This is a genomic window from Halalkalicoccus jeotgali B3 (genome assembly GCF_000196895.1).
Lineage (GTDB): Archaea > Halobacteriota > Halobacteria > Halobacteriales > Halalkalicoccaceae > Halalkalicoccus > Halalkalicoccus jeotgali.
In genome coordinates, this window is the sequence record NC_014299.1 from 116,078 (window position 1) to 128,642 (window position 12,565).

Here is a 12,565-nt window from a genome sequence, read left to right on the forward strand (position 1 = left end):
CTCGCTTAGGTTTTACCATGGGGCTGTGAATTCTATCTGTACGTAGCCAGTAGGTGGTCGAATTCCTAAGACCACGACGAACAGTATGTAGACTGCAACAAGGGTGGCTATGCTAACGGTTCCAATTAGCCGCCAGTTCTGTACCCCCCCTACATACATTATTGTGATTATTGCCAAGAATGAGGCTGGAAAAAATCCTATTGTCTCCATAATAGCGATATAACCGATAGCAGTGACTACAACTAAGATCGAAGCACCCCATTCAGAGAGTAGTCGTTTCACCGAATTTGAAATACTCAAAGTATCGTTTGAATTTCTCAAAGTACCGAATATCTCGTTTGCATATATGACTGCAACCATTGCGAGTGCTAGTAGTAAGATCGCGTATGGATAAACGAGCGTGCTTAGATCTAAACGACCCCAAGTACTATTCAGATAGAGTACACAGAAGACCAGCACCAACGTAGGAAACGCAAGCTTCTTTGCTAACGTAATAACAGTGTGATCTAACTTTTCAGTTTGTTCACCGTCGCTACGTGCTGATATCTGATTTGATGCTGATTGTTCAGAAGACATGTGATAGGCTAAATTACCTCTTCCATAGTATCAATATGGCTTTCCATTTGGTCTTGTTTCTCCTGCACCAATTGTTCAGTTTCGTCTGGCGGTCTAAAATCTCGCTTCCTTTCCTGGGGAGGTGATAATTCGCTTAGATACTCTTCGTATTCTTGTGAGGTAACGGATTCTTCGAAAGATTCTCGGAGGATACTGAGACGTTCTGAGTATTCATCCGCCGCCTCAGTACTAGTATACCATGCATATCTGACTTCAGGCCCACTTGGTGGCACTTTTTCTTGTTCAAATCCAAGAGCATCGCTAAATGTAGGGGCATTATCTGTCAATTCAGCCCAATTGTTTTCTTCCGCGTGGATTGCTAGAACCTCTGTATCATCAGTAGTATTCACGCTATTGTAGACGTTTGCATGAACTAAATCTACCTCTCGAGTAACGAGCGCGTTACGGGATGGGCCCCCTCCGTCGTAGGGGACAATATTAAATTCTGCGCCAGTTACTTCTTGCAGAAGAGCAAGCCCCAACACGTTCTGATTATACGGGCCAGAGGTACTCACCGAAAGGTCGCCTGGATTTTCACTTGCGTATTCGATTACATCAGTAATGTCTTCGAATCGGTCATCATCTCGATGTTTGCGCAGAACACCCGGATCTACCAATTTGGTACCGATCCAGGCAAAATCACTGAGTTCATAATCTGCACCACCCGTAATCATAGTGAAATTAAATGCGGGAAGCGATGCTACTCCTACAGTGTAACAATCAGAGTTTGCATCCAAAACTGCTTGTTGACCGATTTGCGTTCCTCCGCCTGGCCTGTATTCTAGTCGAAGTCGACCATCGATGGATTCCTCAAAGAAAGACTGGAGTTCACGGACGCTTCGATCAACACCTCCGCCTTCACTGAATGGAATGATTGTTTGTATTGGGTTCGATGGATAATCTTCTGCGCCGCCACTACTATTGTCACTACTGACACTTAGACAGCCAGTGATGCCAACTACACTTGCACTACCAACTGTACCTAAGAATCGTCGCCGTGATTTGATTTTTGTTGTCATATAACCATCAGTATGAGTGTTATCCACTGCCAAGACAAACATCTGATCCACTACACTTAACTCTTGTGCTTCTATAAGCAAAAGCCATGATAATGCTTCTATGAGACGCCAGAAGAGTGGAGTCAGGATATAGAATCTATATCTTCAATAGGTCTGATTGTAACTAGTGACCATGATCAATGAGCGTGGGTCTGATCGAACGATACAGTCTCTCAAGACGGGATTCAAAATAATCGAATTATTGCGTGATCAGGATGGTGGGTATCTAACGGATGTTTCTACTCAACTCGATATACCGAAGAGTACTGCGTATCAGTATTTGGATACGCTCGAAGAGATCGGCTATTTAGTCAAAGAGGACAGCAAATACGAATTGAGTTTGAATTTTGTGTCCCTTGGTGAGTACGCACGGACACGCAAGGAAGCCTATACACTCGCTAAACCCATGGTTCAGCAGCTCGCTGATAAAACTGGAGAGCGTGCCCAATTTCTTATTGAAGAACACGGAAGAGGGATCTATCTTTATACTGACCAGGGGAGTCAGGGAGTCCAGACAGACCGTTGGATCGGTGAACAACGATATCTCCATTCGAGCGCGGGGGGGAAAGCAATACTAGCATACTCGGAGACAAGGAGAGTTAAAAAGATAATCGATCAGATAGGGCTGCCAGCTGAAACACAAAATACGATTACAGAATCTGAAAAATTATTTAGAGAATTAGAGGAGATCACGGAACGGGGATATAGCATAAATAACGAGGAATCAATTGATGGGCTTCGAGGTATAGGAGTGCCAGTAATTGGACCAGATGACATGATATTTGGAGCATTTAGCATTTCTGGCCCGATTCAGCGGTTTTCAGGAGATTGGTTCCAGGAGGAACTACCTGATCTCTTACTCGGAACAGCGAATGAGCTCGAATTACGTCTAAAATACTTATAAAATATCAAAATTAATAAATTAGTTTGTCATAGACGGACCCAAGGAGTCAGTAGATAACATCCATATGTATGTAATACATGCTTTGATAGAGAATGAAGAGAATCCTTTTAGATAAGTACAATTCTTCTATACTAGATTATAATATACTATTCCGTCATCGACGAACTGTGGGTAGCATACCCACCACATATCACTCCCGTATTGCTTCTATTTTCTGGGGGAAAAGTTCAAGTCGGTTACTATCGCTGGTGATGTTACAGCGAGACAATCACATGGAGATTCGTACGATAGACGTTCACCGACTCGAAGTGCCGATGAAAGGCTCATACCGTGCATCTGTTCACGACTTTTCAGTTATGGATTCGGTATTAGTTGTACTGAACACCGCTGATGGCGAGCGAGGAATTGGGACAGTTGATCCATCGCCAGGATACTCGAGGCAAACACCATCCAGTATTGAAAATGTACTCATCAACTATTTACTGCCAGCCCTTATCGAAGTAGAACCAGAATCACCCAATAAACTGACCGAGCTACTACGTTCGTTCGAAGGGAACGCGAACGCGAAATGTGGGATAGAAATGGCGTATCTTGATCTATACTGTCGGCAACGGGGACAGACACTAGCTGAGCTATTTGGTGGAGCACTTAGACAAAGAGAGAGCCTCAATGCATGGATCGGTATTGATGATCCTGAGAAAATGGGTGAAGAAGCAAAGCAATGGAGAAACAAAGGATATGAATCAGCAAAATTGAAACTGAGCGGTGATCTCGAAATAGACTCTGCTCGTATCGAAACAGTATGTGAAATGGTGAACCCGCAGAGAAAAGGAATGGAAGTTCGTGCTGATGCAAACGGGGCATATTCAGTACCAGATGCAATCAGCCTTGCACGCTCTGTAGAGCACCTTCCACTTGCCCATTTAGAGCAACCAGTCCCCTTCAACGATTTAGAAGGATTAGCTCGGGTCAGCGAATCAACGTCAGTACCGGTGATGGCGGACGAGTGTTTACTAAGTATTCAACACCTCTCGTCTGTGATCAGTCTAAAAGCTGCAGACAGAGTGAAGCTGAAGCCAATGCGGCTAGGGAGTCTTCTATCTACGAGGACTGGAATTGAGATCGCGGCAGCGAGTGGTCGATCTACGGTAGTGGGACATGGTTTCGGCCTATCACCAGCAACTAGTGCTGAGATTCAGCTAACTGCGTCCACAAAAGGGGTACATCGCCCGGTTGAAAGTGTAGGCCCCATCAAGATGCGAGACGAACCATTTGAACCAACAATTACAGATTCTAATGGATCTGTAGAACTACCAACTGGAGCAGGGCTCGGCATTGATCTCGTCGACAGCAAACTGCACTCATTCGCCACAAATTCCACAACGATCAGCTGATGATCGGCTGAAACAGTAAACTTAATACATATCATGTAATAGGTACTCATGGTATGTCGCAACAAGCCCAGAAGCAAGAGTCAATACAAGATACAACTATCGTCGATACAGACGTTCACTTATCAGTACCAGCGAAAGAAGTGGCGAAGTATACTGACGAACCATATCGGAGTCATATGGCGAATACAGGTTATGCACCACTACCCTCAAGCGGCTGGGATCGGAATCTTGCGGGGAAGATCGAGCATTATACCGTGCAATCTCCAGAAGACGTCCAACAAAGACTCTGTGAAGAATTCCAAATAGATCATCCAATTCTCAATGCGACTTCAAAACTTCCTCGTCTCCCCCAATCAGACTTGGCAGTAAATTTGATGTCTGCCTACAACGACCTGCTTATAGATCAGTATCTCGATGAGTATGACCACTTCTATGGACTGGCATCGCTAGCGACTCAAAAACCCGATAAAGCAGCAGAAGAGCTTGACCGTCTCGGTGATGAGGATCAGATTGTCGGCGCATATATTGCTACCACCGGTCCAAATCCACCACTTGGAGACCCAGAGTACGATATACTATACCAAGCAGCTCAGGACAACGATATCCATATCGCGTATCATGGTAGTGGCGGAGCATTTATGTTCGAATTTCCTCGACAGAACCAGTCGTTTGAGAAGTTCATTGAGGTCCATACCATGGCTCATACGTGGAGTCAGATGATGACTTTGTCAAGTCTCCTCGTACATGGCGTTCCTGAGAAGTTCCCCGATCTCAATTTCACTTTCCTTGAAGCAGGCATTGGATGGATTCCGATGATGATGTTCCGGCTTAATAAGGAATACTCCATTCGTCGCAGCGAGGCGCCTCTCCTCGAGAAGAGTCCTGAGGAATATATTCGTGAATTCTACTTCGCCAGCCAACCTATCGGTGAAGCGAACGACCCGAAGCACATGAAACAACTGATAGATATAGTTGGCGTGGACTCGCTTACATTCGCATCTGACTACCCACACTGGGATTTTGATCATCCAGATGCGCTTGAGCAATATCTTTCAACGTTCAATGAAGAAGGTCGCCAGAAGATAATGTACAAAAACGCCGCCGATGCGTTTGCGCTTGATCTATGACCGACCATATTGTAGCACCTGCAGACGAGCTTGAAGAAGGAGGCCGAATCATCACCGAGTTGAATGGGAGAGAGATCTGTGTATTCAATATCGACGGAGAGTACTATGCATACAACAATTGGTGTGCGCATCAAGCAGGACCGATCTGTGAGGGAAACATAACAGGAACTACCGAGGCTTCCTTTGATCCCGAGTCTCTAGAAGTCTCATTAGACTACTGCCGCGAGGGGGAGATCCTGAATTGTCCTTGGCATGGATGGGAATATGAAGTTAAATCTGGCAAGTGTTTATCCAGACAGAAGGTTCAGCTCCCCAGTTACGCAGTTCGAGTTGAGGGAGAGGATATCATCGTAACGCTATAGCGCGAGTTAGCCTTGGAATGAAGTTGATATCAGCTGGCAGAATTCCGAGGACGTCATTTCATAAACAGTATTTCCTTTCTCATTGCGATATCGACCGATTCGCCCTACAGTTGATCCATCGACTCTGACTTCCCAATCATCACCGTATCGAGTATCGATACCTATTAGCGAAATAGTACAGCCATGTTCTTGCTCGAGGCGAGTAATGACGGTGTGTGTATAACGCCCATCTACGAATTTGGGAGCGTCGTACTCAGGTAGATTAAGTTCATCTCGTATCTTTTGATTGGTTATCCACCAATCCGGATAGGTGTCGTTAGCCATGATAGCAGGAATGTCTATTGGGAGTTACTTAGGTGTTTGAGAAATGCAACCAGTAAACCTCCAAGCGTCAGGCTCACTATGAGGGCCGAAAATGATACAGCGAAATTTGAGATATCTGCGAGATAGCCTACAAGTGCAGGGGAAAGTGCTCCAATGAGAGTCATAACCGTTCGGACGATCCCCAGAACACCTCCCCCGAGAGAGGTGGGTATCAAATCCATTAGATAGGAATCGCGAACGGGTCTAAAACCGTGAAGACCGATTCCCATTGTAAGCGTCAATACTAACAGCGGAATGGTCGTCTCAAGGATGATTATGAGTATGAGACTAACTGTCATAACTAGAAACAGGAGAATTGAGATAGGAAGGCGACCGATCCTGTCACTTAGATTTCCTGTTATCAACTGGCTGAGACTCGCTACGAACAACAGTGAGTATGCGGTACTCGCTATTGCTGGTGAAAATCCTTTCTGATTAGTGAAAAAGAGAGGTAGGAAAGAAGCGATACCATTCCAGCTAAAGGTGAAAAGAGTCATTACAACCAGAAAAACAGCCAATTTCGTATCAGAGAAGATCGAGAGATACAGAGATAAGCTGTGATCAGCACTATCTTCCGCTACTGCAGTATGGTTCGGAGGAAGAGAAGATGGTGGAATGTTTCGAACGAACAGAACTGCTAGGAGGATACCGGCAATAGAGATAAGTGGGAATACCAAGCTCCAATGAAATGAGCTTGCTAATAATCCAACAACAATAACAGGAGCCACAATACCCCCAAATTGGCCGATTGTATCCAGGATACCGAGTGCAGATCCAGTTCGCTGGGGATATTGTTTCGAGAGAAACGGTATTGCAACGGTCTTGTGAATGCCAGTACCAATACCAATTAGAACAGCCGCAGCGGTAAAGAGGGTAAATGAAGGTGCAAAGAAAATCACAATCGAAGCTGCAGCAAAGATGCCAACCCCGCTTATGATTATGGCAGGTTCTCCAAATCGATCTCCCAATATCCCCGCCGGTAGCTGTGCAGCAGAATATCCTAACATAAGAAGAGTGAACAACAGCCCAGTCTGGGTATTAGAGACGCTATATGTTGTCTGGAGCGTTTCAAAAAGAGGAGGAAACACATATCGTGAAAACTGCACCATAAACCAGATAAGAGAGACAAGAATTATTAGTCGGTACTCAAGCAGTCGGAGTAGCGCTGCTGAAAGTCGCTGGCTTCTGACCACGATGTCCTATACATAACCTACATAAGAGACTGTTTCACTCTTTGGTTGTAGGCAGTATGCGTGAAAGATTGAACAGACAGAATACAGAAGATAGTATTAAAAAGGTAGGCGGAGAGCAATACTCATGGACTTACAGTTAGAAGACAAGACGGCGTTCGTGTCTGCTTCAAGCAAAGGCCTCGGAAAAGCAAGCGCTAAACGATTAGCAAAAGAAGGAGCAAACGTCGTTATCTCCTCTCGGAAGCAGGAGAATGTATCACAGACGCGGAAAGAGATCATTTCGGAGGCAGGAGTCAAAGACTCCCAGATATATGCAACAATTTGTGATCTGAATGATAGTGTTTCGATTGAATCCGCTATTGAAGCAACGACCGAGGAGTTTGGAGGATTGGATATTCTCGTAAATAATCATGGAGGCCCTCCAGCGGTAACGTTTGAGGCAGCAACTGAAGAACAATGGGATGATGCGTATGTGAGTGTGATCAAAGCAAATATTCGTCTTGCTCAGGCCGGGCTGCCTTATCTTCAACAGGGGGATGGTGGGTCACTAATCACGGTGACAAGTGCATCTGCTCGTGAACCAGGAAGCAATCATGCAATTTCCAATGTATTTCGTTTAGGCCTATATGGCTTGACAAAATCTATTGCTCATGAGTATTCGCCATCTGTTCGTGCAAACTGCATCACACCACGGTTTGTGATGACAGATCGAATAAAGTATAAGATTGAACGACGGGCAGAACATCGAGACATCTCTATAGAGGAAGCTACAGAATCTAGAGAGCAGGAAGTTCTATTGAAACGAGCTGGGAGACCAGACGAGTTTGCAGATGCAGTTGCGTTCTTGGCATCACCACGGGCTAGTTACACTACTGGAAGCGTTTTTGATGTGGATGGGGGATGGTCTCGAAGTGTACTTTGAATTGTATTTGAATCATCATGACGTTTGAGTAGTTGTAAAGTGAGAATTGGCCATGATAGTGGCAGCCGCGATTGACGGGAGTAGAAGCTCTGGGCATCTTGTATCAGAGGCAGCAGAATTAGCAGATGCTCTGGGTAGAGAATTGCATGTTATTCATGTGATGGAGCAAGCAGATATGAAACAAGGAACTGGAGATGTAGAAGGTCCAGATGCTCGTTCAATTAAACAACAGGCGAAGGACATAGCTGCAGATACGAGTTCAGCAACTAGCGCTGATTTTACACCAATTGGTCTAATAGGACAACCAGTAAGGGAAGTAATAGAATATACAAAAGTCACGATATAGATTACCTATTATTGGGGAAAAGATCAATCACCCGTAGGAAAGGCTATGTTTGGTAGCACGGTACAGCAAATTCTTCTCAATGCAGACTGTACGGTTGTAGTTGTAACTGATGTAAGTACTTCGAATAAGAAATAAGCTTGTCCTCCCTATGGGAGAATTGCGGCTGAGAGTCCTAGAGTCGTGTCTTTTTGTAGAAATCGAGATTGGCATCTATCTGCTCTCGTTTGTGATTACACTAACTCTGTGTTGTGCAATATATCATTTTCATTGAGAGCCAACGTTGCACACCGTAGACTCTTTTTACGAGTGACTACCCCTTTCGGTTCTAGACAACGGATACGCTTCACTCCATCGGTCGACATCATGTGTCGCTCGATACTAGTGATCGTACGCTTTCTCGACAGTCCGGAGATCGAGCCCACCTGGGTTCCGTTCCGGAGTGTAGTACGGAGTCGTGGGTAGTCAGAACGTCGTAGTGCTCGGTCCTCACCGAGGAGGGCTGCAACCATGTATCGATCACCGACTACGTAGGTCGTCGGATTGTGAAACGCGAGAACGACTGTGGCGGCCGCAGGCCCGATCTCAGGGATTGACGTGAGGGTTTCCATCTGGAGCTTTGGATCGCCGACGAGGAAGGCTGCTTCACGTATTCGCTGGACGAATGCTGCAGGAACCTTGGACATCCACTTGATGTATCGATCACGCTGTCCACATTGCGGTCAGTTTCCACTGCGTCACCTTCTATTGGGTATTTAGGACCGCTGGAATTCGTCGTGCTTGCCAGTATCACGAATCCCCTTAGAAGTTCGTTCGGCGAATCCGTACTGCTTAAGATACTCGAATCGCCGTTCGATCTCATCTTCTGCAACACCTAACTCGGAGGCCAGTTTGCTCACAGATTTTGGAGCAGTATCGTCCAAGTGTATTCGGAGCTCGTACCCATCCATATACCGCCGATAGTACTCCCCAACAACGCCGTCGAGTGGCGTCTGGACTCCCTCGTTTTCATCGAGCCGCTCCAGGGATTCGGACATCACCGTGACGAAGAGCTCCCCGCCCAAGAGCTCTACTTGGTGTTCGATTTCGTCTTCGATGGCGTCAAAGTCGAGATCCGTCTGGATGAGCGTGGCCATGTCGCTGATATCATCCGGACGCTCTGCAACGGCTTTGAAAAGAAAAATGTCCTCGAACGAGACGAGACCGATCGAGAAGTACTTGTCCGAGAGAAACGGCTCGCTTCGTGTACGCATTCCATCGCTGAAGAACAGCTTATCGGCGATCTGTCGGTAGAAGATATCGAACTGGCACCCAGCGTCGTTCCGTACGCAGTGGCGTGCACCCAACCGATCGTACTCGTCACCAAGATCAATAACTTCCTCGTACCCGAGGTCGTCGAGTACCCCCAACAGGCGGCTGAGAGCAGCCTCGTCGACAACAACGAGATCGATGTCTTTGGTCGTGTCCTTGAGTGACGGTTCGTGAAGTGACATCGCGCCACCGCCGATGAGATACGCCTCAACCTTCGTCTGAAGATGATCTGCAATCGTTTGAAGTTCGGTCTCGATATAGCTACGACCAAACCGTTTACGAGAGCTCATACAGTAATCTCGTAGTCTCTGGCTGTTTGTTTGAACTCTTCCCATTGAGGCAGTTGCTCAGTCGTTGTTTCTCCGTCTGTTTCGAGATATTCGCTGAGATCGTCAACGATAGCGCGTAGATCGATCGCTGTCTCGGGGAGATAGTGTTCGGCACAGTCCTGTAGTGCCGCCTGGTCGACCTCCTGCTTTTGTATCAACAACAGACAGTACGTTCGGTACCGAGAGCCATCGTCGATCAGCAGTGTATGGCAAACTAACTCCGCGGGAGTGATCTCTGAAAGTCGATCTGTCCGGACGTAGTGTCGTCGATCACGGGTGAGAAGTGGAACACCGAAATCGCCGAACAATGCTGGCCCAGTGAGATGAAATCCTTCAGTGCTAACGTCGTTGTCGCACGCAAAGAGATACTCGTCGTGTGTTTCCCATACAAAGTTGAGTCCAGTCGCGTGTTGCTCTGCTTCACGGCGATGTTTCTGGTGGAACAGCCCTCTAGCGATCGACACTAGTACTGTGAACGGGTCGTTGAGACGGTATCGGGATTTCGATTTTCCGACGACACCAACACGCTGGAGGTTATCTAAACGCCGATATACCGTTGCCCGGCTAATGCTACTTCGTTCAGCCAATTCGGTCGCAGTCCGTCTCTGATCGAGATAATAGAGGATCTGTAACCCAGAGCCGGCGATGAGGCTAGGGAGGTCCATATGACTATATTCCGTAAGAAGTCCCTCCAGTTGCTCGATTGGTTCGATATCCGTGAGTGAGACCAACTTTTGTCGACTACTTTGTTCGGTGTGTACGTATCCGTCCGCTTCTAATTCAGCGACAATGCGTGAGGAGTGGCCAGGACTCCATCCGAGTTGATCAGCAAGTGTGCTGATACTCACTTCCGACTCACCCTCTACTATGAGATGTGAGATTATCCGAAAATGGCTTTCCTTGATCATATTGTCTCAAAAGACGCAAGCAATATATAAAACCTTTTCTCAATTTGAGACATAATATCCGATTTATAACAGATGAGGTCTGGAATTCCACCGATGCCGTCTCTATTATCTGAACTCGGCTAGGTCGATTCATTATGCATAGTCCTATGTGGAATTTAGATCATCAATTGATTCCGATATCCATCATGCATGAGAAAACCACCTGCCTGCCTTCAGCTCTTCTGGAGTGCGCTCGTATTTTCGCTTTCGATGGGGGTGATCGCAGCGTACCCTGTCAACGTCCTCCTCATCAAGTGAGGTGTGAAAGAAGGGATGGCAAATCCGGCAAGCATGGCGTCATAAGAAGCCGATTTTCGCGCTGTTATAACCTTTAGGGCATATGTCCCGGCTGGGTGACGATCATCGCCCCTGCGACATCGCTTTGGTTCGGGTGGGCAACGATGACACAGCCCGCCCAGTCATCGCTGAGGCTTGACGAGCCACAGACGGGACAGGCTTGCACGCTCGCCTCGTGGAGACTGTGACACTCCCGGCAGGCCAGTCGATCCGTCATTAGACTGCTGCCTCCGTCTCGGTGTATTCTCGCTGTTCAGCCTGCTGACGCTTCCCTTCGACTTCGAGCAGCTCTTGATATCGATTCCGGATCGTGACGGTGCTGACGCCGACCACCTCGCTGACTTCGTCCTGCGTCAGTCCATCGTTCGTCAGGATACCAGCAGCGTACAGCGCAGCGCCGGCGAGGCCGACGGGACTCTTGCCGGAGTGTGCTCCTTCTTCCATCACCGTTTGAATGAGTTCACGAGCACGGCCTTCGGTCTCGTCGTTCACATTGAGGTCGGACGCGAACCGCGGCAGGTACTGGTCGGGAGCCGGCGGCCCGACTTCGAGGCTGAGTTCCTGATTGATGTAGCGGTAGGCGCGCTTGAACTCCATCTCGTCCACGCGCGACACCGCTCCGACCTCCTCGACGCTTCGGGGAAGTCCCATCTGGCGAATCGCGGCGTACAGCGCGGCGGTCGTGACGCCCTCGATGGAGCGCCCTGGCAGGAGATCCTCCGAGAGCGCCCGTCGGTAGATGACGCTCGCGGTCTCGCGGACATCCTCCGGGACGCCGAGCGCGCTCCCCATGCGCTCGATTTCGGCGAGCGCCTGTTTGAGATTGCGTTCCTTCGAGTTGCGAGTGCGAAAGCGCTCGTCCCACGTGCGGAGGCGACTCATCTGCTGGCGCTTGCGCGAACTCAGGGCGTTGCCGTAGGCGTCCTTGTTCTGCCAGCCGATCTGGCTCGACAGCCCCTTGTCGTGCATCAGCTTCGTGGTGGGTGCGCCGGTGCGTTTCTTTCGATCGCGTTCGGCCGAGTCGAACGCGCGCCACTCGGGGCCGTGATCGATCTCGTCCTCCTTGACAACGAGACCACACTCGGCGCAGGTGGTTTCGCCGTGCTCGGCGTCGTTCACGAGTCGGCCACCGCACTCGGGGCAGACGCGTTCGGTTTCGTCAGTGGTTTCTTCGCGTGTGTCTTCAGTGGTTTGTTCGTTCGATTCGTGCGTACGGATGCGGGTTGTGTTGCCTTCCAAGATGACGTACGAGTGAGCGCATGCTCACTGGGTTGATTGCGACGGCGATACAACGAATTGCTACATCAGTAGATAGGAACCGAAGCTATTTAAATTCTCGTCTGAAGTCGACGAAAATTGGCCTATAGATGCGTCATGCTCGTCGATTACGGGCGTTGTGG

At 48.0% G+C, this 12,565-nt stretch carries 12 protein-coding genes and 1 pseudogene; 6 read left to right on the forward strand and 7 right to left on the reverse strand.

What is annotated here, in order from left to right:
* Positions 1-12: 12 nt before the first annotated feature.
* Both HACJB3_RS19195 and HACJB3_RS19200 read right to left on the reverse strand, forming a co-directional pair.
* A complete protein-coding gene (locus HACJB3_RS19195; protein ID WP_081461369.1) occupies positions 13-576 on the reverse strand; it encodes a tripartite tricarboxylate transporter TctB family protein in 564 nt (187 codons plus the stop codon).
* Between the two features lie 8 nt (positions 577-584).
* Positions 585-1,676: a Bug family tripartite tricarboxylate transporter substrate binding protein gene (locus HACJB3_RS19200; RefSeq protein ID WP_081461370.1), complete on the reverse strand. Its 1,092-nt coding sequence runs from the start codon at positions 1,674-1,676 to the stop codon at positions 585-587.
* A 130-nt stretch (positions 1,677-1,806) separates the two neighbouring features.
* Between HACJB3_RS19200 and HACJB3_RS16925 the strand changes: the two genes are divergently transcribed.
* The 4 genes from HACJB3_RS16925 (at position 1,807) to HACJB3_RS19210 (ending at position 5,460) form a co-directional block, all read left to right on the forward strand.
* Entirely contained in the window at positions 1,807-2,577 is a 771-nt protein-coding gene (locus HACJB3_RS16925) for an IclR family transcriptional regulator (protein WP_008415536.1), read from the forward strand.
* 272 nt (positions 2,578-2,849) lie between these two features.
* Positions 2,850-3,971, forward strand: a complete 1,122-nt coding sequence (locus HACJB3_RS19205) for a mandelate racemase/muconate lactonizing enzyme family protein (protein WP_158306597.1) — start codon at positions 2,850-2,852, stop codon at positions 3,969-3,971.
* A gap of 53 nt (positions 3,972-4,024) precedes the next feature.
* Positions 4,025-5,098: an amidohydrolase family protein gene (locus HACJB3_RS16930; RefSeq protein WP_081461372.1), complete on the forward strand. Its 1,074-nt coding sequence runs from the start codon at positions 4,025-4,027 to the stop codon at positions 5,096-5,098.
* A complete protein-coding gene (locus tag HACJB3_RS19210; RefSeq protein ID WP_008415533.1) occupies positions 5,095-5,460 on the forward strand; it encodes a Rieske (2Fe-2S) protein in 366 nt (121 codons plus the stop codon). Before HACJB3_RS16930 ends, HACJB3_RS19210 begins: the two co-directional genes overlap by 4 nt.
* 338 nt (positions 5,461-5,798) lie before the next feature.
* Here HACJB3_RS19210 and HACJB3_RS19215 read toward each other — a convergent pair whose 3' ends face one another.
* The gene (locus HACJB3_RS19215; protein WP_008415532.1) at positions 5,799-7,016 is read right to left on the reverse strand and encodes an MFS transporter; all 1,218 of its coding nucleotides are present in this window, start codon (positions 7,014-7,016) and stop codon (positions 5,799-5,801) included.
* Positions 7,017-7,140: 124 nt separating this feature from the next.
* On the opposite strand from HACJB3_RS19215, the gene HACJB3_RS19220 reads away from it, so the two are divergent.
* On the forward strand, positions 7,141-7,938 hold the full coding sequence (locus HACJB3_RS19220; RefSeq protein WP_013199637.1) for an SDR family oxidoreductase: 798 nt from the start codon (positions 7,141-7,143) through the stop codon (positions 7,936-7,938).
* Between the two features lie 52 nt (positions 7,939-7,990).
* Positions 7,991-8,284: a universal stress protein gene (locus tag HACJB3_RS19225; RefSeq protein WP_081461373.1), complete on the forward strand. Its 294-nt coding sequence runs from the start codon at positions 7,991-7,993 to the stop codon at positions 8,282-8,284.
* A gap of 752 nt (positions 8,285-9,036) precedes the next feature.
* On the opposite strand, the gene HACJB3_RS20025 is transcribed toward HACJB3_RS19225, so the two are convergent.
* The 4 genes and pseudogenes from HACJB3_RS20025 to HACJB3_RS16950 form a co-directional block, all read right to left on the reverse strand.
* A complete protein-coding gene (locus HACJB3_RS20025) occupies positions 9,037-9,882 on the reverse strand; it encodes a DUF6036 family nucleotidyltransferase (RefSeq protein ID WP_049934725.1) in 846 nt (281 codons plus the stop codon).
* The gene (locus HACJB3_RS16940) at positions 9,879-10,829 is read right to left on the reverse strand and encodes a MarR family transcriptional regulator (protein WP_148258278.1); all 951 of its coding nucleotides are present in this window, start codon (positions 10,827-10,829) and stop codon (positions 9,879-9,881) included. Before HACJB3_RS16940 ends, HACJB3_RS20025 begins: the two co-directional genes overlap by 4 nt.
* A gap of 365 nt (positions 10,830-11,194) precedes the next feature.
* Positions 11,195-11,382, reverse strand: a pseudogene (spt4, locus tag HACJB3_RS16945) (transcription elongation factor subunit Spt4); the annotation flags it as partial.
* A complete protein-coding gene (locus HACJB3_RS16950; protein ID WP_008415523.1) occupies positions 11,382-12,404 on the reverse strand; it encodes a transcription initiation factor IIB in 1,023 nt (340 codons plus the stop codon). The pseudogene spt4 and the gene HACJB3_RS16950, both read right to left, overlap by 1 nt.
* Positions 12,405-12,565: the final 161 nt, after the last annotated feature.

What these genes read in the sequence shown, in the direction of transcription:
- HACJB3_RS19200 (WP_081461370.1), bottom strand. Translation starts at nt 1,676, where the DNA reads ATGTTTGTCTTGGCAGTGGATAACACTCATACTGATGGTTATATGACA.
- HACJB3_RS19205 (WP_158306597.1), top strand. Translation starts at nt 2,850, where the DNA reads ATGGAGATTCGTACGATAGACGTTCACCGACTCGAAGTGCCGATGAAA.
- HACJB3_RS16930 (WP_081461372.1), top strand. Translation starts at nt 4,025, where the DNA reads ATGTCGCAACAAGCCCAGAAGCAAGAGTCAATACAAGATACAACTATC.
- HACJB3_RS19210 (WP_008415533.1), top strand. Translation starts at nt 5,095, where the DNA reads ATGACCGACCATATTGTAGCACCTGCAGACGAGCTTGAAGAAGGAGGC.
- HACJB3_RS16940 (WP_148258278.1), bottom strand. Translation starts at nt 10,829, where the DNA reads ATGATCAAGGAAAGCCATTTTCGGATAATCTCACATCTCATAGTAGAG.
- HACJB3_RS19195 (WP_081461369.1), bottom strand. Translation starts at nt 576, where the DNA reads ATGTCTTCTGAACAATCAGCATCAAATCAGATATCAGCACGTAGCGAC.
- HACJB3_RS19225 (WP_081461373.1), top strand. Translation starts at nt 7,991, where the DNA reads ATGATAGTGGCAGCCGCGATTGACGGGAGTAGAAGCTCTGGGCATCTT.
- HACJB3_RS16925 (WP_008415536.1), top strand. Translation starts at nt 1,807, where the DNA reads ATGATCAATGAGCGTGGGTCTGATCGAACGATACAGTCTCTCAAGACG.
- HACJB3_RS20025 (WP_049934725.1), bottom strand. Translation starts at nt 9,882, where the DNA reads ATGAGCTCTCGTAAACGGTTTGGTCGTAGCTATATCGAGACCGAACTT.
- HACJB3_RS19220 (WP_013199637.1), top strand. Translation starts at nt 7,141, where the DNA reads ATGGACTTACAGTTAGAAGACAAGACGGCGTTCGTGTCTGCTTCAAGC.